The organism is Cellulomonas fimi, assembly GCF_012952065.1.
GTDB lineage: Bacteria > Actinomycetota > Actinomycetes > Actinomycetales > Cellulomonadaceae > Pengzhenrongella > Pengzhenrongella fimi_A.
This window is the reverse complement of the sequence record NZ_JABCJJ010000041.1, coordinates 1-20,558: the sequence shown is the minus strand read 5'-3', so window position 1 is coordinate 20,558 and position 20,558 is coordinate 1. Positions and strand designations below refer to the sequence as shown.

Here is a 20,558-nt window from a genome sequence, read left to right as displayed (position 1 = left end):
AGACCCCGCATATCTCATGCTGGACGTCGAACGCGTCAAGCGAGCAGGGCGATGACCTGGTGGCACCTCGGGTGCATCAGCGCCCCATCGGGGAGCGCCGACACAAGGATGGTGGACCAGTGAGCGAGCACCTGCCCGACAGCTTCGACCCCCAGCAGCCCGACCTGCCCTCGATGGCCGTCGATCCGGACCCGATCCCCGACACGCACGAGGGGCAGGCCCCGACGACCGAGGGGGACGACCCCGCCGAGGGGGAGGGCGTCCCCGGCTGAGGGAGGGTCCGAACGGCGCCGGCTACCAGGCCGAGGGCCGGTAGTCCTTGAGGAACACGCCGTACAGGTCCTCGCCGGCCTCACCGCGCACGACCGGGTCGTACACGCGCGCCGCGCCGTCGACGAGGTCGAGCGGCGCGTGGAAGCCCTCCTCGGCGAGCCGCACCTTCGTCGGGTGCGGGCGCTCGTCGGTGATCCACCCGGTGTCGACCGCGGTCATGAGGATGCCGTCGTCGAACAGCTCGCCCGCGCTCGTGCGCGTGAGCATGTTGAGCGCCGCCTTCGACATGTTGGTGTGCGGGTGGCCGGGACCCTTGTACCCGCGTGCGAAGACTCCTTCCATGGCCGAGACGTTGACGACGTACGTCCGCCGCGCCTCGGACGCCCGCATCGCGGCGCGCAGGCGGCTCACCAGGAGGAACGGCGCGGTCTGGTTGCACAGCTGCACCTCGAGCAGCTCGAGCGGGTCGACCTCGTCGACCGTCGCGACCCAGCTGTTGGTGTGGTGCGTGTCGGGGACCAGCCCGCCTGCGTCGATCGACGTCCCGGCGACGAGCCGCTCGAGCGACGCGGCCTCGGCCGTGAGGGCCAGCGCAGCGACGTCGGCCGAGCCCACGGCGGTGCCGACGACGTCCGAGAGCTGCGACACCGAGCCGGCCAGCGCCCGGGGGTGCGCGTCGCTCGTGTGCCCGAAGGTGACGAGCTCGGGGAGCGGGCCGTCCGGGAGGGGCGTCAGCTCCGCCTCGGCGAGCCGCGAGTAAGCGCCGGGCGACCGGCGGACCGTCTGCGCGGCGTTGTTGATGAGGACGTCGAGCGGGCCGGCAGCCGCCACCTGGTCGGCGAGGGCCACGACCTGCGCGGGATCGCGCAGGTCGATCCCGACGACCCGCAGGCGGTGCAGCCACTCGCCGCTGTCCGGCATGGCCGCGAAGCGTCGCGCGGCGTCCCGGGGGAAGCGCGTCGTGAGGGTCGTGTGGGCTCCGTCGCGCAGCAGACGCAGCGCGATGTACATCCCGATCTTCGCCCTGCCGCCCGTCAGCAGCGCACGCTTGCCGCTGAGGTCGGTGCGCGCGTCGCGCTTGGCGTGGTTGAGGGCCGCGCAGGACGGGCAGAGCTGGTGGTAGAAGGCGTCGACCTCCCGGTACAGCTCCTTGCAGATGTAGCACGGGCGCGCGCGCAGCAGGGTGCCGGCCAGTGCGCCGGTCGCCTGGGAGACGAGCGCGATGCCCTGCGTCTCGTCGTCGATCCGGCCCGGGCTGCCGGTCGCGGTCGCGGCCACGACGGCCGCATCCGCCGCCGCCACCGTGGCACGCCTGGTGGTCCGCCGGTCCTTCTTGACCGCCTTGAACAGCGCGGACGTCGCCCGGCGGGCCGCGAGGTTGGCCGGGTGGTCGGCAGGCAGCGCGGCCAGCTCCTGGGCGACGCGCAGGAACGTCTCCAGGTCGGCGGGGTCGACGTCGTGCTGTGCGGCGGGGTCGACGCCATGCGCGGCCCGCGCCTCGGCCGGCACGACACCGTCGAGGTCGCGGACCGCGACGTCACCCAGGTCGGTCGTCACGGCGGCCCGCCTCAGTACGCGACCGGACGGTGCCGGGCCTTGCGGTCGGTCGACGGCGCGCGGTGCTCGCGCGGGCCCGACCCGGCCGGTCGCGAGGCACCGTGGCCGGCGTGGTTCGCACGGGGCGCGGGGCCGTCGTCGAGGCGGATGCGCAGCGGCTTGCCGGCGACCCGCGCGCGAGCGATCCGGTCGAACGCCTCGGGTGTGATGGTCCCCTGGATCTCGACCAGGCTGAAGCTCGGGAAGATGTCGATCTTGCCGAGGTCCTTGCCCGTCAGGCCGCCCTCGTTCGTCAGCGCACCGACGATCGCGCCCGGCTGCGCGCCGTGCGTGTGCCCGACCGCGACGCGATAGCGCGTGCCACCCTCGGCCCGGCGCACCCCGGCCCCGCCGCGCGGGCCGTTGCGGTGCTCGCCGCGCGGGTCCGAGCGGTTGTCGGTGCGTGCGCCGCGGTCCGGGCGCTCGGCGCCAAACCGGGCCCGGCCGAGCGCGTCGTCCATGTCGTCACCGTGCGCGGGGCGGGCCTCCGGGCCCTCGTCACCGACGGCGAGCGCCGCGAGAGCGGCCACGAGGTCCTCGATGTCCGTGCCCGGGTTCTGGGCACCGAACACCGCGACGGCCTCGCGGTACAGGTCGAGCCGACCGGCCACGACGCGCTCCGTGACCTTGCCCAGCAGCTGCTGGACGCGGTGCGCCGAGACGTCGACGGGGGAGGGGATGCGCAGCTCGGTCAGCTGCGTGCGCGTGAGCCGCTCGATCTGGCGCAGCCGGTGCTGCTCGCTCGGCGTCACGAACGTGAGCGCCTCACCCGTGCGGCCGGCGCGGCCCGTGCGACCGATGCGGTGCACGTAGGTCTCGGGCTCGCTCGGGGTGTCGAAGTTGACCACGAGCCCGATGCGGTCGACGTCCAGGCCCCGGGCCGCCACGTCGGTCGCCACCAGCACGTCGAGCGCGCCGCTGCGCAGCCGCTCGACGATCTTCTCGCGCTCGCCCTGGGCCACGTCGCCGCTGATGTAGGCGGCGGAGATGCCGCGCTCCACGAGCGCGCTGCCGACCTCCTCGGCCGCGCCTCGGGTGCGGACGAAGACGATGGCGGCCTCGGCCTCGGTCACCGCGAGCACCCGCGCCAGCGCGCCGGCCTTGTGCCGGTACGGCACGACGGCGTACGACTGCTGGACGCCGGTGACGGTCGAGGACTGGCGCGACGTCGCGATCTCGACGGGGTTCGACAGGTGCTCGTTCGCGACGCGACGGATCGCGGGCGGCATCGTCGCGGAGAAGAGGGCGACCTGGCGCTCCTTCGGTGCCGCACCGAAGATCTTCTCGACGTCCTCGGCGAAGCCCATGCGCAGCATCTCGTCGGCCTCGTCGAGCACGAGGAACTTCACCTCGTCGAGCTTGAGCGTGCCCCGATCGATGTGGTCGATGACGCGCCCGGGCGTCCCCACGACCACCTGGGCGCCGCGGTCGAGCGCGCGCTGCTGCGGGACGAACGGCGAGCCGCCGTAGACGGCGATGGTCTCGACACCGCCCAGGTGCCTGGCGAAGGACTCGATCGCCTCCGCGACCTGCATCGCGAGCTCACGCGTCGGCGTGAGGACGAGCGCCTGGACGCGGCCCAGCGCGGGGTCGATCGCCGCGAGCAGCGGCAGGCCGAACGCGGCCGTCTTGCCGGTGCCCGTCTGGGCGACACCCGTGATGTCGCGGCCGGCCAGCAGCGCCGGGATGGCCTGGTGCTGGATGGCCGACGGCGTCGTGAAGCCGAGGTCGGCGACGGCGCGCTCGAGGGCGGCCGGCAGGTTCAGCTCGGCGAACGTGGGGGCGTCGACGGTGGGGATGTCGACGACCGCGACGGGGTCGGTCGAGGGCAGCGTGGAGTCCGGAGAGAGCGTCATGGAGTGGTGAGCCGTTTCGTCGCGTGCGAGGGGGGAGTCGTGTACGGGTTGCCAGGGGGCGCGACCGCCTGTCGCTCTCCCGAACACATCGACGGTGGGCGGACCACCGGCACAGACACACGAGGGATGACGCGACGAACTCCAGATTCGCTGAGGAGTCTACCGGGTGAGGGCTCGGGTCCGGCGTCCGGGCAGTGGTGACGTCGGGCACAACCCGACCTGCGCCGTCGTCGGCCGGGCGGTGGCACCGCGCAGGCGGTCACGCCTCAGAGCCGGCGGCCCTCGATCGCCGGGCACGCGTCCATCACGACGTCGAGACCCGCGGCCGCAGCGCGCGCGGCCGCCGCCTCGTCGACGACCCCGAGCTGGAGCCAGACGGCGCCGGCGCCGGCGGCGATCGCGTCGTCGACCACGGCGCCGGCCCGGGTCGAGTTGACGAACACGTCCACGACGTCGACGGGGTCCGGCACGTCGGCGAGCCGGGCGTGCCCCGCCGACCCGTGCACGGTCGGTGCCGCCGGGTGGATCGGCACGATCGTCATCCCCAGGCCCTGCTGGAGGTACTGCGCGACGCCGTACGCGGCCCGACCGCGGTTCGTCGACAGACCGACCACGGCCCACCGCCCCGGCGTCGTCAGGAGACGGCGGATGACGGCGGGGTCGTTGTGGTGCGGCACCGCTCCAGCGAAGCACAGGCACCGTGCGGGCGCACCGCATGCATGCGGGCGCACGCATGCACCGGGCTCACCGCGCGCACCGGCCGCACCGGGTGCGCGGCGGGCGCCCGCCGTAGCCTGTGCCCATGCCTGCGACCCTGCCGCCCCGCCCGGTCGGTACGGGCGCGGGCGCGGACCGGTCCGGCGACGGGGACCCGCGGGTGGGGCGGCGATGATCCGCAGACGCCTCACCGTCGCTCCCGACGGCGAGACCCTGCGCGCCGGGTTCGTCGCGATCCGCGCCGAGCTCGCCGTGCCCGAGGAGTTCGACCCCGTGGCCCTCGCGGAGGCCGCGGCGGCCGCGGCATCGGGACCGGACGACGTCCGCCTGGGTGAGGCCGACCGAGCGGACCTGCGCCACCTCGAGCTCGTGACCGTCGACCCGCCCGGCTCGACGGATCTCGACCAGGCGGTCCACCTGGAGCGGACGGCGCACGGGTACCGGGTGCGGTACGCGATCGCCGACGTCGCGGCGTTCGTCGCACCGGGCGGCGCCCTGGACGCCGCGGCGCACGCGCGGGCGGAGACGGTCTACTGCCCCGACCGGCGCATCCCGCTGCACCCGCCCGTCCTCTCCGAGGGCTCGGCGTCGCTGCTCGCCGGGCAGGACCGACCCGCCGTCGTCTGGACCATCGAGCTCGACGCCGACGGCGCGGTGACGAGCACCGACGTCCGTCGCGCCCTCGTGCGGAGCCGCGCCCAGCTCGCGTACCCGGAGGTCCAACGCGATCTCGACGCGGCACGCGGCGACGACGACGGCTTCCCGACCCTCCTCGCGGAGATCGGCGCGCTGCGGCGTGCGGCCGAGCTCGCGCGCGGCGGCGTCTCGCTGGGCCGGGCCGAGCAGGAGGTCGTGCCCGACGGCGACGGCTGGGACGTGCGGTTCCGCACCGGCCTGGCGGTCGAGGAGCACAACGCACAGATCTCGCTGCTCACGGGGATGGCTGCCGCACGGCTGATGCTCGAGGGCAGGATCGGCGTCCTGCGCACCATGCCTCCCGCGGAGCCGGAGAGCCTGGCGCAGCTGCGCCGGCAGGCGCACGCGCTCGGTGTCCCGTGGGAAGACGACGACTCGTACGGCGACGTGCTCGCGCGCGTGGATCACGCGCGGCCCGAGACGGCGGCGTTCCTCGCCGCGGCGACCCGCCTGTTCCGCGGCGCGGCGTGGACGACGTTCGACGGGGTCCCGCCGGACATCCTGGAGCACTCCGCGGTGGCCGCGCCCTACGCGCACGTCACCGCGCCCCTGCGCCGCCTCGTCGACCGGTACGGGCTCGAGGTCTGCCTCGCGGTGAGCTCGGGTCGCGCCGTGCCCGAGTGGGTGCGCGCCGCGCTGCCGTCGCTGGGTCGCGACATGGCCGCGGGCGCTCAGCGCTCCGGGGCGGTCGACCGCGAGTGCACGGCGCTGGTCGAGGCCGCGGTGCTGGCCCCGCACGTCGGCCGGGTGTTCGAGGCCGTGGCGATCACGCGCGAGACCGTCCAGCTCGAGGACCCCGCCGTGGTCGCGCCCTGCGACGGCCCCCTGCCGGAGGGCGACCCGTTGCGGGTGCGCCTCGTGACGGCCGACGTCGCACGCCGAGAGGTCCGGTTCACGCGAGCGTGAACCGGACCTCCGGGGACGTGCTGTGCGTCAGTGCTCGTCGAGGTGTGTCAGTGCTTGAAGGCGTCCTTGATGTTCTCGCCGGCCTTCTTCACGTCCGCCGACACCTGGTCGCCCTTGCCCTCGGCCTCGAGCCGCTCGTCGTCGGTGGCCTTGCCGGCAGCCTCCTTCGCCTTGCCGGCCGCGTCCTGGCCTGCGTTGCCGAGCTTGTCGTCGAGTCCCATCGTCGACCCCTTTCTGGGTGAGACCTGTGTTGCCTGGAGGTCGACCGTACGTCGACACGGCCACCGCCGCGCGGCAGCATCGCCGCCCCCGTAGCGCGGCCCCCCTAGGATCAGGCGGGGACAAGCAGGTCCGGATGACGTCGGCGGGGGAGCAGTGGCACGCGAGGCGCAGGTCAGCAGGCGGGTGCTGACCGTCCCCAACGTCATCAGCCTCGGCCGGCTGGCCCTCGTGCCCGTCTTCGCGGTGCTGATCACGCGCGGCGACGACGTGTGGGCCCTTGCGGTCCTCGCGGTATCGGGCATCAGCGACTGGCTCGACGGCGTCATCGCGCGCCGGTTCGACCAGGTATCGCGGCTCGGACAGCTGCTCGACCCGGCCGCCGACCGCCTGTTCATCCTCGTGACGCTCGTCGCGCTCGCCTGGCGCGACGTCGTGCCGCTCTGGCTGGTCGTGGTGCTGGTGGGCCGGGACCTCCTGCTCGCGTGCCTCCTGGTGCCGCTCGCTCGGCACGGGTACGGTCCGTTGCCCGTCCACTTCGCCGGCAAGGCCGGCACCTTCGCGCTGCTCTACGCCTTCCCCCTGCTCTTCCTCGCCGAGATGTCCGGGCCGGTCGGCACCATCGCCTCTGCGCTCGGCTGGGCGTTCGCGTGGTGGGGGATCGGGCTCTACTGGTTCGCGGCGCTCCTCTACCTCGCGCAGGCGCGCACGCTCCTGCGGCCCGACCGGGTGACAGCGTGACGGACCGCGCCCGCGCGCACCCGCGCACGGCGCCCGCGACCGGCCGTCGCCCGGTCGACGCCTCGATGACGCTCATCAACGAGGTGATGCGGCGTCCGCTCGACCCGGGGTACCAGGAGGCAGCCGACCGTCGGCGGGCGGCCGGGAACCCGCCGCTGCGGATGACGACCAGGGCCTGGCTCGCGGTGCTCGCGTTCGGCCTCGGGGTCGTGACGGTGACGGCGGCGCTGGACCTGCGCGCGCCCGAACCGGCCGTCGCCGAGGCACGCGAGCTCCTCCAGGACCAGATCGCCGAGCGGGCCACCGTCGCCGACCGGTTCCAGGACGAGCTCGAGGCGACGCAGCAGCAGGTCTCCGAGCTGCAGACCGCGGCGATCGGCGGCCAGGACCCGGAGCTGCTCGCGCGCCTCGCTGCCGACGGCGTCGCCGCCGGCGCGGTCGCCGTGAGCGGCCCTGGCCTGCGAGTCACGGTGCAGGACTCCGACGCCGTCGTCCAGCGGCCCGATCGCGCCTCCCTGGACGAGCGCGTGCAGGACGTGGACCTGCAGATCGTGGTCAACGGGCTCTGGGCCGCGGGAGCCGAGGCGGTCGCGATCAACGGGCACCGGCTCACGGCGGTGACGGCGGTCCGGAGCGCCGGGAGCGCGATCCTCGTCGACCTCATCCCGTTGAGCGGGCCCTACGTCGTCGACGCGATCGGCGACCCCAACCAGCTCGCGACACGCTTCGCGCGCACGTCGGCCGGGCAGCATCTCGCGCTCCTGCGGAACACGTACGGGATCTCGAGCCAGATCGCGACCGAGGACTCGCTCGAGCTCGCCGGATCGTCCGGCACGCGCCTGTGGTCGGCGACGGCACCTGGCGAGGCGATCCCGGACGATGTGGCATCGTCAGGGCCGACGGACGGAGGGGACGGACCATGATCGCAGTGCTCGGGCTGCTCGTCGGTGTGGTGGCGGGCCTGGTTCTCGAACCCACCGTCCCGGCGTACCTCCAGCCGTACCTGCCGATCGCGGTCGTCGCCGCGCTGGACGCGCTGTTCGGGGGCTTCCGCGCGCTGCTCGACGGGATCTTCGACGACCGCGTGTTCCTCGTCTCGTTCCTGTCGAACGTCGTCGTCGCGGCGTTCATCGTGTTCCTCGGCGACCAGCTGGGCGTCGGGACCCAGCTGTCGACCGGCGTCGTCGTCGTGCTCGGCATCAGGATCTTCTCCAACGCGGCCGCGATCCGCCGTCATCTGTTCAGGGCCTGACGTGAGCGGCGAGCACAGGAGCGACGCGCCGACCGACGACCTCCCCGTCGTGCCACCGCCCGTCGGCCCGACCGACGAGGTGGACGCCGCTGCGCCGACGGGTCCTGGCGACGACACGAGCCCGACCGGCGACGTCGGCACGATCGACGACGACGTCGTCGCGCCGTCGGGCGAGACGGCCGCCGACCCCGGCACGCCGCTCGTCGGCCCGCCGCTCGAGGACAGCGACCGGCTCGAGCCACCGGTGACCCTCGAGGACCCCGGCCGGGTCGAGCGGCCCCCGACGCTCGGCGCGGAGGACCCGCTCGGCGAAGACGCTCGGGACGAGGTGGGTCTGCCCATCGACGCGGTTCCTGCGATCGACGCAGGCGGTGCCGCCGGGGCCGACCCAGGGACCGCCGTCCCGCGCGAGCCGGTCCAGGGGTCGGCCTGGGGCACGCTCCTGCGGGCGCTCCGACCCCGGGTCAGCCGGGCGCAGGTCCTCGCCGCGGTGCTGTGCGCACTCCTGGGTTTCGCGGTCGTCGTCCAGGTCCGCCAGACGAACACCGAGGGGCTCGCCTCGCTCCGGCAGTCCGACCTCGTGCGCATCCTCGACGAGACGACCCGGCGGGCCGCGGAGCTCGAGCGCGAGGCCGCCGCTCTCGAACGGACCCGCCAGGAGCTGCTGACGGGGTCGGACCAGCAGCAGGCCGCCCTCGACGCGGCGACCAAGTCGGCGACCACCCTCGGCATCCTGTCGGGGCGGCTGCCGGCGGAGGGCCCGGGGATCGAGCTGACGATCTCCGACTCCTCGGGGTCGATCGAGGCCCTCACGCTGTTCAACGTGCTCGAGGAGCTGCGCAACGCCGGTGCGGAGGCGGTCCAGGTGAACGACCAGCGCCTCGTCGCGAGCAGCTACTTCATCGACACCGCGCGCGGTGTCGAGGTCGACGGCGTCGTCATCACACCGCCCTACCGGTGGATCGCCGTCGGGGACCCGGACGCGATCGGCCCTGCCCTGGAGATCCCCGGGGGCGCGATGGCGGTCGTCAGGACGGCGGGCGGTCGCGGGGCACCGGTCGCCCGCGACCGCGTCGAGGTCACCGCGACGCGGACCGTCACGGAGCCCCGGTTCGCGACCCCCGCGCCGGCAGGGACCGGTTGACCCGGACGAGCGACGCACCTCGAACCGCGTCCCGGACATCACGGGGCGAGTCGGTGGCGGAGTGCTGCGCGGGCCGGGCGCGTCCGCATAGGCTGTACGGGACCCCGTATCGGCACCTCTGTCGATGCCACGATCACGCTCGGGAGGCGAGATGACGGACAGCCCGCAGGTACCCGAGCACGGCGTGGGCCCCGGTGGCGCGCATCGTGGCGACCCGCTCGCCCCGCGCAGCAGCGCCGAGACGACCATCAGCCTCGGCCATCTCGGTCAGACCGGCGCGGACCCCGACCTGCTGTCGCCGTCGGGGCTGTCCGGGGAGGAGAAGGCGGCCGTCGCGGCGCTGCCACGCACCTCGGCACTGCTCATCATGCAGCGGGGGCCGAGTGCCGGCGCGCGATTCCTTCTCGACGCACCCCGCACGGTCGCCGGTCGCAGCGTGGACGCGGACATCTTCCTCGACGACGTGACGGTCTCGCGTCGCCACGCGGAGTTCGTCCGCGAGGGCGAGGACTTCGTCGTCCGCGACATCGGCTCGCTCAACGGCACCTACATCAACCGCACGCGCATCGACCAGGCCATCCTCCGCGCGGGCGACGAGGTGCAGATCGGCAAGTACCGACTGACGTTCCACCCGAGCCCCGTCCGCGAGCACGGTGGCGCCCCGGCGTCACCGTCGGGGCAGTGAGCGGCGCGTGGTCCCGCACGCGGTCCTGAGGTTCGACGCCTCGGGCGGGGACCGATGAGCCCCTCGGCGGGGCACGCGCGCAGCGCCCGTGCCGACGAGCGTTCCGCGAACGGCACCCCGGTGGACGACCGCCGGGGTGACCCGGGCGCCGGGCCGTCACGGCCGCACGTCGTCGAGCCCTGGCCGCGCGGCATCTCGCGCCGTGCGTCGATGCGGATCTCGGACGTCCTGGCGGCACTCCAGCTGGAGTTTCCCGCGGTCACGAACTCCAAGCTCCGGTTCCTCGAGGAGCAGGGTCTCGTGGAGCCGGTCCGGACACCGGCCGGGTACCGCCAGTACAGCCCCGCCGACGTCGAGCGGCTCCGGTTCGTGCTGCGCCAGCAACGCGACAGGTACCTCCCGCTCAAGGTGATCGGCGAGCAGCTCGACGCCCTGGACGCGGGCGACGAGGGCGAGGGCCCGGCGCCGGCGCGGCTCGCCACGCAGGACGGCGTGCGCCAGAAGCCCGCGGTCGCGGGGCGGTGGACGGCGTCGACGCTCGCCGCGGAGGCCGGCGTCGACGAGCAGGTCGTCACGGACCTCGTGGAGGCGGGCGTGCTGCGACCCGGGCCGCGCGGACACTTCGACCTCTGGGCACGCGACGTCGTCGTGCTGGTTGCCGCGCTCGCCGAGCACGGCATCGAGGCCCGGCACCTGCGGTCCTTCCGCACCGCTGCGGAACGCCAGGTGGACCTCGTCGACCAGGTCGTGGCGCCCTGGCGCGGGCAGCACGCCGCGTCGTCGCGGGCACGCGCCGGTACGCTCGCGGCCGAGCTGGGCGAGCTGTGCAGCCGGCTCCACACGGTGCTGGTCCGCGCGGGCGTCTCCGAGCTCGCGCCCTGATCGTCCAGGGCTTCGCGACGTCGTAGCGTGGTGCCGTGGGCGACGACGAGGAGATGGTCCCGGTCGAGGTCGTCGGCGTGCGCCAGCACAGGCTCGACGACGAGATCGTGGTGCTGCTTCTCGACCCCGCCGCCGAGCTGCTCGTGCCGATCCTGATCGGCGCGACGGAGGCGAGCGCGATCGCGTCCGCCCAGGCCGGCATCGTCCCGCCGCGGCCGATGACGCACGACCTGCTGCGGGACGTGCTCCGATCTCTCCGGGTCGAGCTCGTGCGCGTCGAGATCACCGACCTCACGGACGGGGTGTTCCACGCCGCCCTCGTGCTCGGCACCGGGGCGCGGGTCGACTCGCGCGCGTCCGACGCGATCGCCCTCGCGGTGCGCACCGGGAGCCCGGTGCTCTGCTCCGCCGAGGTCGTCGCCGTCGCCGGCGTCGAGGCGTCGATGGGTCCGGCAGAGCAGGAGCTCGAGCGCTTCCGCGAGTTCCTCGACCACGTGACGCCCGAGGACTTCGAGACCGACGAGGGGCCCGAACCACCCGCGCGATGAGGCCGGAGCGAGGGGGCTCGTGGGCAACACTCAGGTTCAGGTCGAACGTGAGACACGCGGGACTCTCGACACGCTGACGCTCCACGGCGCGGCGCCGTTGACGCTCCCACCGGCGCGGCCTAGCGTGGCCACTGACATCCGAAGCCCTCGGTTCCTCGCCCCTCAGCGACGACGCCCGGAGGCGCCATCTTCCCGGCGGGTGCACAGCGGTCAACTGGAGGACGCGTGAGCGGAAGCGGCGACACCCTGGGGGCCGCAGGCGGTATCCCGCAGCGCGCACAGGGCCTGCTCTTCGGTGACGAGCTGCCCGACCTCGACACCACCACGGGCTATCGCGGCCCGACCGCGTGCCGTGCCGCCGGGATCACCTACCGTCAGCTCGACTACTGGGCCCGCACCGGTCTCGTCGAACCGACGATCCGACCTGCCACCGGCTCAGGGACGCAGCGTCTCTACAGCTTCCGCGACATCCTCGTGCTCAAGGTGGTCAAGCGGCTGCTCGACACGGGCGTCTCGCTCCAGCAGATCCGGACCGCGGTCGCTCACCTGCGTGAGCGCGGGGTCGACGACCTCGCGCAGATCACCCTCATGTCCGACGGTGCGTCCGTGTACGAGTGCACGTCGGCCGACGAGGTGATCGACCTCGTCCAGGGCGGCCAGGGCGTCTTCGGGATCGCGGTCGGCCGCGTCTGGCGTGAGGTCGAGGGGACGCTCGCCCAGCTCCCGACCGAGACGGTCGACGACGACAAGGCCTCCCTCACCACGGCCGACGAGCTCGCCCTCCGGCGTCAGGCGCGCTCTGCCGGCTGAGTGGTGCGCCGGCTGAGTGGTGCACGCTCACGCTCAGGTCGTCCGGGGTGCCCGCAGCGCCCGGTCCAGCAGGTCGTCGAACACGTCCGCCAGCGCCGCGGCAGGCTCGCCGGGCCAGGTGTGGACCCCGCGCGCGGCACCCTGCGCCTGCTGCAGGGCGGCGCGCTCCGGCACGAACGGGGTGAGGATCAGCGGGCCGTACAGCGAGCGCAGCTCCTCGAGCCGGAACGCCTGCTCGGTCGACCGGCCGCGCACGCGGTTGACCACCACGCCGAGCGGCTGGAGCGCCGGTGCCGGCCCGCGCCGCAGCTCGTCGATCGTCCGCATCGCGCGGCCGACCGCCATGACCGAGAAGAGCCCGGGCTCGGTCACGACGACGGCGCGGTCGCACGCCGTCAGCCCGGCGCGCGTGAGGTTGCCGAGCGACGGCGGGCAGTCGAGCAGGACGAGCTCGTAGTCGCCGACGAACGAGAGCGCGAAGGCGAGCCCGTCCAGGTCGGCGTCCGAGCCCGGGCCGTCGTGCGCGGCGGACCGGGCGGAGCCCCGCATGACGTCCAGGCCGTCGTCGGCCCACCCGCTCGGGGCGATCGCGCGCTCGACGACCGACGCCCGGGGGTCCGCCAGGACCGAGGCGACGTCGGCGCCCGTGCCGCCCGCGTCGTCGACCGCGAGCGCCATCGTGGCGTCACCCTGCGGATCGAGGTCGATCACGAGCGTCCGGACCCCGCGCGCGAGGGCCGCCGAGGCGAGCCCCAGCGTGACCGACGTCTTGCCCACCCCACCCTTGAGACTGCACACCCCGAGGACCAGCACGCCGACACCGTAGCGGCAGTCCGACCCTCGCGACCGGTGGAGCGAAGGGCCCACGCGGCAGGGGAGTGACGGCATCGGTCCCAGGTCATGGGATGATCGGTCTCACCGTGTGACGTGCGTCGGCGGAGCGTCGACGCTCCGGAGCGGGGTGCCGGTCGACAGCCGGGCTCGGTACCGTGCACCTGCCGATCGACGAGTGGGGTGATTCGTGTTCTCGAAGGTGCTGGTCGCGAACCGGGCCGAGATCGCCGTCCGGGCGTTCCGAGCCGCGTACGAGCTGGGGGCGCGCACGGTCGCCGTCTTCCCCCAGGAGGACCGCAACTCGGAGCACCGCCTGAAGGCGGACGAGTCCTACCCGATCGGTGAGCCCGGCCACCCGGTCCGCGCCTACCTCGACATCGAGGAGATCATCCGGGTCGCGCGCGACGCCGGGGCGGACGCCGTGTACCCCGGCTACGGGTTCCTGTCGGAGAACCCCGCGCTCGCGCGCGCCTGCGCCGCCGCGGGGATCACGTTCGTCGGTCCGCCGCCCGAGGTCCTCGAGCTCGCGGGCAACAAGGTGCGCGCGCTCGAGGCAGCGCGTCGGGCCGGCATCCCGGTCCTGGCGTCGTCGGCCCCCTCGTCGGACGTCGAGGAGCTCGTCGCCGCGGCGGAGGAGATCGGCTTCCCGGTCTTCGCCAAGGCGGTCGCGGGCGGCGGCGGGCGCGGCATGCGTCGTGTCGACCGCCCGGAGGACCTGCGCGAGGCGCTCTCGGCTGCGATGCGGGAGGCCGACAGCGCATTCGGCGACCCCACGATGTTCCTCGAGCAGGCCGTCCTGCGGCCGCGCCACATCGAGGTCCAGATCCTCGCGGACGGCACGGGCGACGTCGTCCACCTGTTCGAGCGGGACTGCTCGCTCCAGCGCCGACACCAGAAGGTCATCGAGATAGCGCCGGCGCCCAACCTGGCGCCCGAGATCCGGGACGCCCTGTGCCGCGACGCCGTGGCCTTCGCGCGCAGCATCGGCTACCAGAACGCCGGCACGGTCGAGTTCCTCGTCGACACCGTGGGGGAGCGGGCCGGTCAGCACGTGTTCATCGAGATGAACCCGCGCATCCAGGTCGAGCACACCGTGACCGAGGAGGTCACCGACGTCGACCTGGTGTCCGCGCAGATGCGGATCGCGTCGGGCGAGACGCTCGCCGACCTCGGCATCTCGCAGGACACCCTGCGGGTCAACGGCTTCGCGCTGCAGTGCCGCATCACCACCGAGGACCCGGCCAACGGGTTCCGTCCCGACACCGGCCGCATCGTCGCGTACCGGTCGCCGGGCGGAGCGGGTGTCCGGCTCGACGGCGCGACGGCGAGTGCCGGGGCGGAGGTCAGCGGTCACTTCGACTCCATGCTGGTCAAGCTCACCTGCCGCGGCCGCGACTTCCCGACGGCGGTGAGCCGCGCGCGGCGCGCGCTGGCCGAGTTCCGGATCCGTGGCATCCGCACGAACATCTCGTTCCTCCAGGCGGTGCTCGACGACGAGGCGTTCGTCGCCGGGGACATCGCGACGTCCTTCATCGACGAGCGGCCCGAGCTGCTCGCGACCAGGGTGAGCGCGGACCGCGGCACCAGGCTGCTCACCTACCTCGGCGACGTGACGGTCAACCGCCCGCACGGGTCGCCACCCCAGGTGGTCGCCCCGGTCACCAAGCTGCCCGCGGTCGACCTCCTGATCCCCGCGCCCGCGGGCAGCCGCCAGCGGCTGCTCGAGCTGGGACCCGAGGGCTTCGCCGCGGCGCTGCGCGCGCAGACGGCGCTGGCGGTGACCGACACGACGTTCCGCGACGCCCACCAGTCGCTGCTCGCCACGCGCGTCCGGACGCACGACCTGGTCGCCGTCGGGCCGCACGTGGCCCGCATGACGAGCGGGCTGCTGTCGGTCGAGGCCTGGGGCGGCGCGACCTACGACGTCGCGCTCCGGTTCCTGGGCGAGGACCCGTGGGAGCGGCTCGCAGCGCTGCGCGAGGCGATCCCGAACGTCGCGCTGCAGATGCTCCTGCGCGGGCGCAACACCGTGGGCTACACCCCGTACCCCACCGAGGTGACCGACGCCTTCGTCCAGGAGGCGACCAGCACCGGCATCGACGTCTTCCGCATCTTCGACGCGCTCAACGACGTCGAGCAGATGCGTCCCGCGATCGACGCCGTCCGGGCGGCCGGCAAGCCGATCGCCGAGGTCGCGCTGTGCTACACCGGTGACCTCCTGGACCCCTCGGAGAGCCTCTACACGCTCGACTACTACCTCGGGCTCGCGGAGCGCATCGTCGACGCCGGCGCCCACGTGCTCGCGATCAAGGACATGGCGGGCCTGCTGCGCCCGGCCGCGGCCGCACGGCTCGTCACGGCGCTGCGCCAGCGCTTCGACCTGCCGGTGCACCTCCACACGCACGACACGACCGGAGGCCAGCTCGCGACCCTGGTCGCCGCCGCGGACGCCGGGGTCGACGCCGTGGACGTCGCCAACGCCGCGATGGCCGGCACCACGAGCCAGCCGCCGATGGCGGCGCTCGTCGCGGCGATGGAGCACACCGAGCGCGACACGGGGCTCGACCTCCAGGCGGTCTGCGACCTCGAGCCGTACTGGGAGTCCGTCCGACGCCTCTACCGTCCGTTCGAGTCCGGCCTGCCGGGCCCGACGGGCCGCGTCTACGAGCACGAGATCCCGGGCGGTCAGCTGTCGAACCTGCGCCAGCAGGCGATCGCCCTGGGCCTCGGGGACCGGTTCGAGGCCATCGAGTCGACCTACGCCGCGGCCGACCGGATCCTGGGACGCCTGGTCAAGGTCACGCCGTCGTCCAAGGTCGTCGGGGACCTCGCGCTGCACCTGGTGGCGCGGGGCGCCGACCCGGCCGAGTTCGCCGAGAACCCGCAGGACTTCGACATCCCCGACTCGGTCATCGGCTTCCTCTCGGGTGAGCTGGGCGATCCTCCCGGCGGCTGGCCCGAGCCGTTCCGCACCAAGGCGCTCGCCGGCCGGAGCGTCCGCAGCGGCCTCACCCCGCTGACGGACGAGGACCGTGCCGAGCTCGCGGGCGACGCGTCGGCCCGCCGCAACCGGCTGAACCGCCTGCTGTTCCCCGGGCCGACGAAGGAGTTCGAGAGCGCGCGGGCCGCCTACGGCGACATCTCCGTCCTCGACACCCACAGCTACCTCTACGGGATGGAGCCGGGGGAGGAGGTCGCGATCGTCCTCGAGAAGGGCGTGCGGCTGCTCGTGGGGCTCGAGGCCGTCGGCGTCCCGGACGAACGCGGGATGCGCAGCGCCATGTTCACGCTCAACGGACAGCTCCGCCCGCTGCAGGTGCGTGACCGCGGCGTCCAGGTGGACGTGGTCACCGCGGAGAAGGCCGACCCCGCTGTGCCCGGGCACATCGCCGCCCCGTTCGCGGGCGCCGTCACGCCCGTCGTCCAGGAAGGGCAGCAGGTCGAGCCCGGGCAGACGGTGGCGACGGTCGAGGCGATGAAGATGGAGGCCGCCATCACGACGCCGGTCGGCGGGACGGTGCGGCGCCTCGCCATCGGGGCGGTGCAGCAGCTCGAGGGCGGGGACCTGGTCCTGGTGGTGGCCTGAGCCGGATCCAGCCGGCTCTCGGGCGGGCGTCCGGCCCGGGCTCGACGTGGCCGCGACGGGGGCTGGGTCGCCCGCGACGCCGGCTGCTGGCAGGCTGGCCGCATGGAGCTGACCCGGCTGGGACATGCGTGCGTGCGGCTCGAGCGCGACGGCGCCCGGCTGGTGATCGACCCCGGCGTCTGGAGCGCCCCTGACGCCGCGGAGGGCGCGGACGCGGTCCTCGTCACGCACGAGCACGTGGACCACGTCGACGTCGGTCGGCTGCGGGAGGCGCTCGACGCCCGGTCCGCGCTGGAGGTCTGGGCGCCGCAGCCGGTGGTCGATGCGTTGTGCGCCGACGCCGAGCACCTCAGGGCACGCGTGCACGCGGCCGCGCACGGCGACGTGCTCGACGCCGGCGGGTTCGAGGTCGAGGTGTTCGGCGAGACCCACGCGCTCGTCCACCCCGACCTGCCGCGGATCGCCAACGTGGCCTACCTGGTCGGGGGAGTGCTGCACCCGGGGGACTCGTTCACGGAGCCTGGGCGGCCCGTCGAGGTGCTGCTGCTGCCGGTCGCGGCCCCGTGGCTCCGGCTCGCCGACGCCGTGGACTACGCGCGTGCGGTGGCGGCCCGACGGGTCGTGCCGATCCACGACGCGATGCTCTCGGACGTCGGCGTCGGGGTCGTCGACCGCCTGCTCGGACCGAAGGCTCTGGGCGCCGGGGGAGCGGAGTACGTGCGCCCGGTCGACGGGGAGCCGCTCACGGTGTCGTGACGACCTGATGTCGTCACCGGCCTGATGTCGTCACCGGCCTGATGTCGTCACAGGCGCGGTGTCGGGGCCGGCCCAGACGCAGGACGCCGGTTCAGTCCTGGAAGCCGCGGCGTCGCTGGGCGATCTGCTCGCTGAGGACGTAACGATGAAGTGCGTCCGCCTCGCGCTGCGTTGTCCCGACGAGCTTGCACCCGTACCGGTAGCCGCGGGGGGCGTCCTCGCGCCGGAGCACCTCGGCGACGAGAGTGAGGTCGTCGAAGTCCGTGCTCAGGTGGAAGCCGAACCGGAAGCTGTCCTGCAGCGGGACCGAGCAGTGGATGCGCAGGCCGGTCGCGCTGAGGTCGAGGATCGACGCCTGGATGGGCGTGGCGAGGTCGCGCAGGTCGTCGCCGTCGGTCTCGTAGACGATCGTGATCGGGATGTCGGTCCCGACGCGGACGATCGCGCGCTGCTGGAACGCCGAGACGAGCTCGATGTTCGTCACGACCACGTGGCCCGCCCGCCACGCCTCGACGGTGGCCATGTACTCACGGCGGCCGCGGACCTCCTCGAGGGTCCGGACGAGGACGTCGTCGCCGATCGCGGGGATCTCACCCAGGATCTCGTCGAGACGGATGGTCAGTGAGAGCCCGGAGTCGACGGTGACCTCGCCGCGTGCGACCTCGTCGTCGCCGACGACCAGCACGCTGGGGCTTCCTTCGAGCACGCTCACTCCACGACCTGGAACCGGACACGAGACCACGGTTGTCACGGCCCGCGGGGCAGCGCGGCGACAACGCGGGCTCAGCCTACGAGACGTCCCGCTCCACGTGGCGGAAACACACCCGCTCGGACGCCGTATCTCACCCACCGTCCAGCCGGGCGCCTCGCGGCGGGGCCGGCTGCCCTCGCCGAGAGGGGCTGGTCGCCGTAGCGTGACGGCACCGTCGACGAAGGAGAACGCGATGTCCGAGCAGCCGTCCCACGACGAGGTCGTCAACCTCGAGGCCGACGAGACGATACCGCCGCGTCCCGAGGAGGAGGTCGCCGACGCCCTGCGCGCGACCCCCGACCAGAGCGGGACGGGGGAACGCGCGGACGGCGACCAGTAGGCACTCTGATTGATCTGGAAGCCGTGCTCGTCGACGGCGCTGCGAACGTCCGCGGGCGCGTCTCCGTGCCAGTAGACGCTCACCGTGGAGCGGTCAGCTCACACTTCAACGGCAGAGAACCGGTCGTCGTCGAGGTACGCCTCGGTGAGACGGGACGCCTCCGCGGCCACGTCGGCTGGGACCGGTGGGAGGGTGAGGGACTTGCGCAGCTTCGCTGAGACGGCCGCCTGCGCCCGGGCGTTGGGTTCCGCCCCCTGATGGGAGGCCTCAACGACCCGGAGTGGTGGGCCGGACGCCGCCGCTGCGCCCATGGCGCCTGCCGTCAGGGAGAGTGTCGTCGCCAGTGCGACCGCGAACGATCTGCGTGCAGATGCCACGGAGTGCCCTCTTTCTATTGTCGGTCTCCAACGATGAACTCTTGGCCGTCGATGACCACAGTCATTCGGGGGGCGTCTGGTGCGTTGTCCGGCAGTTCCAGGACGCTGGTCGTGCGCGTGATGTCCGTCGAGCAAATTCCGGACTCAGGGCGGATTTCCGCCACACTGACTTCGAGAACACTGTCCCGGTCACGCCAGTTGACGGCGGTCGGAAGGCTCGGGCAGTTGCTGCTCCCAGAGGTGATGATCTGGAGCTTTCGCGAGTCCTCGTGAGGCGCCACCCCGAGCTCGACGTTTGAGAAGCCTTCGGGGGTTCCGGTGAAGTGTGTCTCTGCGATCGAGAGGGGCCGGCCGCCGCCGGAGCACGCCGCGACGAGAGTCCCGACGAGGAGGACGTAAACGATCGTGGTGCTGGTGCGTCTTTGCACAAGGGCCCCCGGTGGTGGAAGGACGCCTGCGGAAAAATCAGGCGGCTCACCGCATTCGCATAGTGGGTGAGGTACGCGTACTCAATCAAGGTTCACGAAGCAATGTCACACTTTTGGCCGATCGGCGGCATCGAGGCTTGATCGAAAGCGAACTTCCTCGTTCGGCAGCAGGACGCCGCCTGACGTCTGCGACGATGGCGTAGCGGGCGACCAACTCCAGCGACGAGTCGCGCGAGGTGGTCATGTGGTGCAGCGGGTAGGTCGGGTCTGGATCTCAGGCGACCCCACGCCGCCAGGCGTCGTCGCCGGGCACATGGACGCCGGCTGGACCCTGACGGGGTACATCAACGACCACACCGAGGACGCAGTGCGCCTGGAGCCGGGCCGCGCGCGCAACGGGTCACGCGGCAAGGCCGTGGAGTTCTTCGTCCTGGCCGAGCCCGAACTGGACCTCGAGACCGTCCCCGAGAAGGTGTGACTGGCGGTCGACCCAGAGGGTGCCGACTCGACGATGCGACTGCTGTCCGCCACCCAGGCGACGGTCAGCAGTCGCAGCAAGGTGCACCCGGGCCTGATCGGTCCCCAGCGCTTCGTCGGATTGCGCGTACCGGCAGCCGGCGGAGTGTCGTTCCGCCGGGCTCGCTCGCGGCGGTCTCCGGCCGATCTAGGCGGAGGCCGCGACTTCTTCGCCTCGATCCACCGACAGACTTCGGGGCGGTGTGGGTGACGGCGCACGTGACCGGGTCGTCCGTCAGGTTTTCCGTCTGGCTGCTACTCAAGACAGAGTCCCCGGGAGGAAGCAACTGAACGGGCGAACGCGACATCCAACACAGATGCGCCCTAGACCCGCCCACGCACCGGGCGATGCAAGGAAGTTGTCGGGGGCGGTGTAGTTAACGAATCAGGCGCGCTGACTCCAGCCCGGGAGGCCCCAGCCCGGCGTTATGTCATAATGCACATTATCGGCGTTCAACCTACGGGAGTTGCAGCAGATGCAACGAGACGACGCAGACGATCAAGGGACGCTGCGTAGTGAGTGGAGTCCGCCAGAGTGGTGTACCGGTAGCCCGGTGAGCGCGTCGCGGTAGACGACGGCGCGGTCACCGCGTGACCCTTCGAGTGAACCTCTCACAGCACCCTCGAAGTGGAGACCCACGATGA

At 73.1% G+C, this 20,558-nt stretch carries 21 protein-coding genes; 14 read left to right on the top strand and 7 right to left on the bottom strand.

The genetic code is table 11. The features are described from left to right. Positions 1-119 precede the first annotated feature (119 nt). Positions 120-272: a chromosome partitioning protein gene (locus tag HIR71_RS15270; RefSeq protein WP_169325928.1), complete on the top strand. Its 153-nt coding sequence runs from the start codon at positions 120-122 to the stop codon at positions 270-272. Between the two features lie 22 nt (positions 273-294). On the opposite strand, the gene HIR71_RS15265 is transcribed toward HIR71_RS15270, so the two are convergent. The 3 genes from HIR71_RS15265 to HIR71_RS15255 all read right to left on the bottom strand — a co-directional run bounded on the left by HIR71_RS15265 (position 295) and on the right by HIR71_RS15255 (position 4,402). Then, the gene (locus HIR71_RS15265; RefSeq protein WP_169325933.1) at positions 295-1,782 is read right to left on the bottom strand and encodes an SDR family NAD(P)-dependent oxidoreductase; all 1,488 of its coding nucleotides are present in this window, start codon (positions 1,780-1,782) and stop codon (positions 295-297) included. Between the two features lie 59 nt (positions 1,783-1,841). After that, on the bottom strand, positions 1,842-3,725 hold the full coding sequence (locus tag HIR71_RS15260) for a DEAD/DEAH box helicase (protein WP_169325927.1): 1,884 nt from the start codon (positions 3,723-3,725) through the stop codon (positions 1,842-1,844). Positions 3,726-3,991: 266 nt separating this feature from the next. Next, positions 3,992-4,402, bottom strand: a complete 411-nt coding sequence (locus HIR71_RS15255) for a CoA-binding protein (RefSeq protein ID WP_311836319.1) — start codon at positions 4,400-4,402, stop codon at positions 3,992-3,994. 211 nt (positions 4,403-4,613) lie between these two features. On the opposite strand from HIR71_RS15255, the gene HIR71_RS15250 reads away from it, so the two are divergent. Next, positions 4,614-6,044 (top strand): RNB domain-containing ribonuclease, encoded by a 1,431-nt coding sequence (locus HIR71_RS15250; RefSeq protein ID WP_169325926.1) that lies wholly within the window; start codon positions 4,614-4,616, stop codon positions 6,042-6,044. Positions 6,045-6,091: 47 nt separating this feature from the next. On the opposite strand, the gene HIR71_RS15245 is transcribed toward HIR71_RS15250, so the two are convergent. Continuing rightward, positions 6,092-6,265 (bottom strand): CsbD family protein, encoded by a 174-nt coding sequence (locus tag HIR71_RS15245; protein WP_169325925.1) that lies wholly within the window; start codon positions 6,263-6,265, stop codon positions 6,092-6,094. Positions 6,266-6,419: 154 nt separating this feature from the next. On the opposite strand from HIR71_RS15245, the gene HIR71_RS15240 reads away from it, so the two are divergent. The 8 genes from HIR71_RS15240 to HIR71_RS15205 all read left to right on the top strand — a co-directional run bounded on the left by HIR71_RS15240 (position 6,420) and on the right by HIR71_RS15205 (position 12,325). Further along, positions 6,420-7,004 carry a CDP-alcohol phosphatidyltransferase family protein gene (locus tag HIR71_RS15240; RefSeq protein ID WP_311836318.1) on the top strand — a complete coding sequence of 195 codons (585 nt, stop codon included), beginning with the start codon at positions 6,420-6,422 and terminating at the stop codon, positions 7,002-7,004. After that, positions 7,001-7,927, top strand: a complete 927-nt coding sequence (locus tag HIR71_RS15235; RefSeq protein ID WP_169325924.1) for a DUF881 domain-containing protein — start codon at positions 7,001-7,003, stop codon at positions 7,925-7,927. Before HIR71_RS15240 ends, HIR71_RS15235 begins: the two co-directional genes overlap by 4 nt. After that, positions 7,924-8,256 (top strand): small basic family protein, encoded by a 333-nt coding sequence (locus HIR71_RS15230; protein WP_169325923.1) that lies wholly within the window; start codon positions 7,924-7,926, stop codon positions 8,254-8,256. The genes HIR71_RS15235 and HIR71_RS15230 overlap by 4 nt, the downstream gene beginning before the upstream one ends. A gap of 1 nt (position 8,257) precedes the next feature. Beyond that, entirely contained in the window at positions 8,258-9,400 is a 1,143-nt protein-coding gene (locus HIR71_RS17555; protein ID WP_169325922.1) for a DUF881 domain-containing protein, read from the top strand. 151 nt (positions 9,401-9,551) lie between these two features. Further along, positions 9,552-10,085 carry an FHA domain-containing protein gene (locus HIR71_RS17270; protein ID WP_282959313.1) on the top strand — a complete coding sequence of 178 codons (534 nt, stop codon included), beginning with the start codon at positions 9,552-9,554 and terminating at the stop codon, positions 10,083-10,085. A 54-nt stretch (positions 10,086-10,139) separates the two neighbouring features. Next, positions 10,140-10,967 carry a transcriptional regulator FtsR gene (gene ftsR / locus HIR71_RS15215; RefSeq protein WP_169325921.1) on the top strand — a complete coding sequence of 276 codons (828 nt, stop codon included), beginning with the start codon at positions 10,140-10,142 and terminating at the stop codon, positions 10,965-10,967. A 53-nt stretch (positions 10,968-11,020) separates the two neighbouring features. After that, positions 11,021-11,515 carry a bifunctional nuclease family protein gene (locus HIR71_RS15210; RefSeq protein WP_169325929.1) on the top strand — a complete coding sequence of 165 codons (495 nt, stop codon included), beginning with the start codon at positions 11,021-11,023 and terminating at the stop codon, positions 11,513-11,515. A 225-nt stretch (positions 11,516-11,740) separates the two neighbouring features. Beyond that, on the top strand, positions 11,741-12,325 hold the full coding sequence (locus tag HIR71_RS15205; RefSeq protein WP_169325920.1) for a MerR family transcriptional regulator: 585 nt from the start codon (positions 11,741-11,743) through the stop codon (positions 12,323-12,325). 33 nt (positions 12,326-12,358) lie between these two features. Here the strand turns inward: HIR71_RS15205 and HIR71_RS15200 are convergent, their stop codons facing one another. Then, a complete protein-coding gene (locus HIR71_RS15200; protein ID WP_169325919.1) occupies positions 12,359-13,138 on the bottom strand; it encodes a ParA family protein in 780 nt (259 codons plus the stop codon). Positions 13,139-13,346: 208 nt separating this feature from the next. On the opposite strand from HIR71_RS15200, the gene HIR71_RS15195 reads away from it, so the two are divergent. Further along, complete coding sequence (locus HIR71_RS15195) at positions 13,347-16,745, top strand: pyruvate carboxylase (protein ID WP_169325918.1); 3,399 nt, start codon at positions 13,347-13,349, stop codon at positions 16,743-16,745. A 102-nt stretch (positions 16,746-16,847) separates the two neighbouring features. Next, on the top strand, positions 16,848-17,501 hold the full coding sequence (locus HIR71_RS15190) for an MBL fold metallo-hydrolase (protein WP_169325917.1): 654 nt from the start codon (positions 16,848-16,850) through the stop codon (positions 17,499-17,501). A gap of 91 nt (positions 17,502-17,592) precedes the next feature. Here HIR71_RS15190 and HIR71_RS15185 read toward each other — a convergent pair whose 3' ends face one another. Then, positions 17,593-18,207 (bottom strand): PilZ domain-containing protein, encoded by a 615-nt coding sequence (locus HIR71_RS15185; protein WP_169325916.1) that lies wholly within the window; start codon positions 18,205-18,207, stop codon positions 17,593-17,595. Between the two features lie 238 nt (positions 18,208-18,445). Between HIR71_RS15185 and HIR71_RS15180 the strand changes: the two genes are divergently transcribed. Further along, positions 18,446-18,592, top strand: a complete 147-nt coding sequence (locus HIR71_RS15180; RefSeq protein ID WP_169325915.1) for a hypothetical protein — start codon at positions 18,446-18,448, stop codon at positions 18,590-18,592. A gap of 98 nt (positions 18,593-18,690) precedes the next feature. Here the strand turns inward: HIR71_RS15180 and HIR71_RS15175 are convergent, their stop codons facing one another. Next, the gene (locus HIR71_RS15175) at positions 18,691-18,969 is read right to left on the bottom strand and encodes a hypothetical protein (protein ID WP_169325914.1); all 279 of its coding nucleotides are present in this window, start codon (positions 18,967-18,969) and stop codon (positions 18,691-18,693) included. A gap of 675 nt (positions 18,970-19,644) precedes the next feature. Here HIR71_RS15175 and HIR71_RS15170 point away from each other — a divergent pair. Beyond that, complete coding sequence (locus HIR71_RS15170) at positions 19,645-19,875, top strand: hypothetical protein (RefSeq protein ID WP_169325913.1); 231 nt, start codon at positions 19,645-19,647, stop codon at positions 19,873-19,875. Positions 19,876-20,558: the final 683 nt, after the last annotated feature.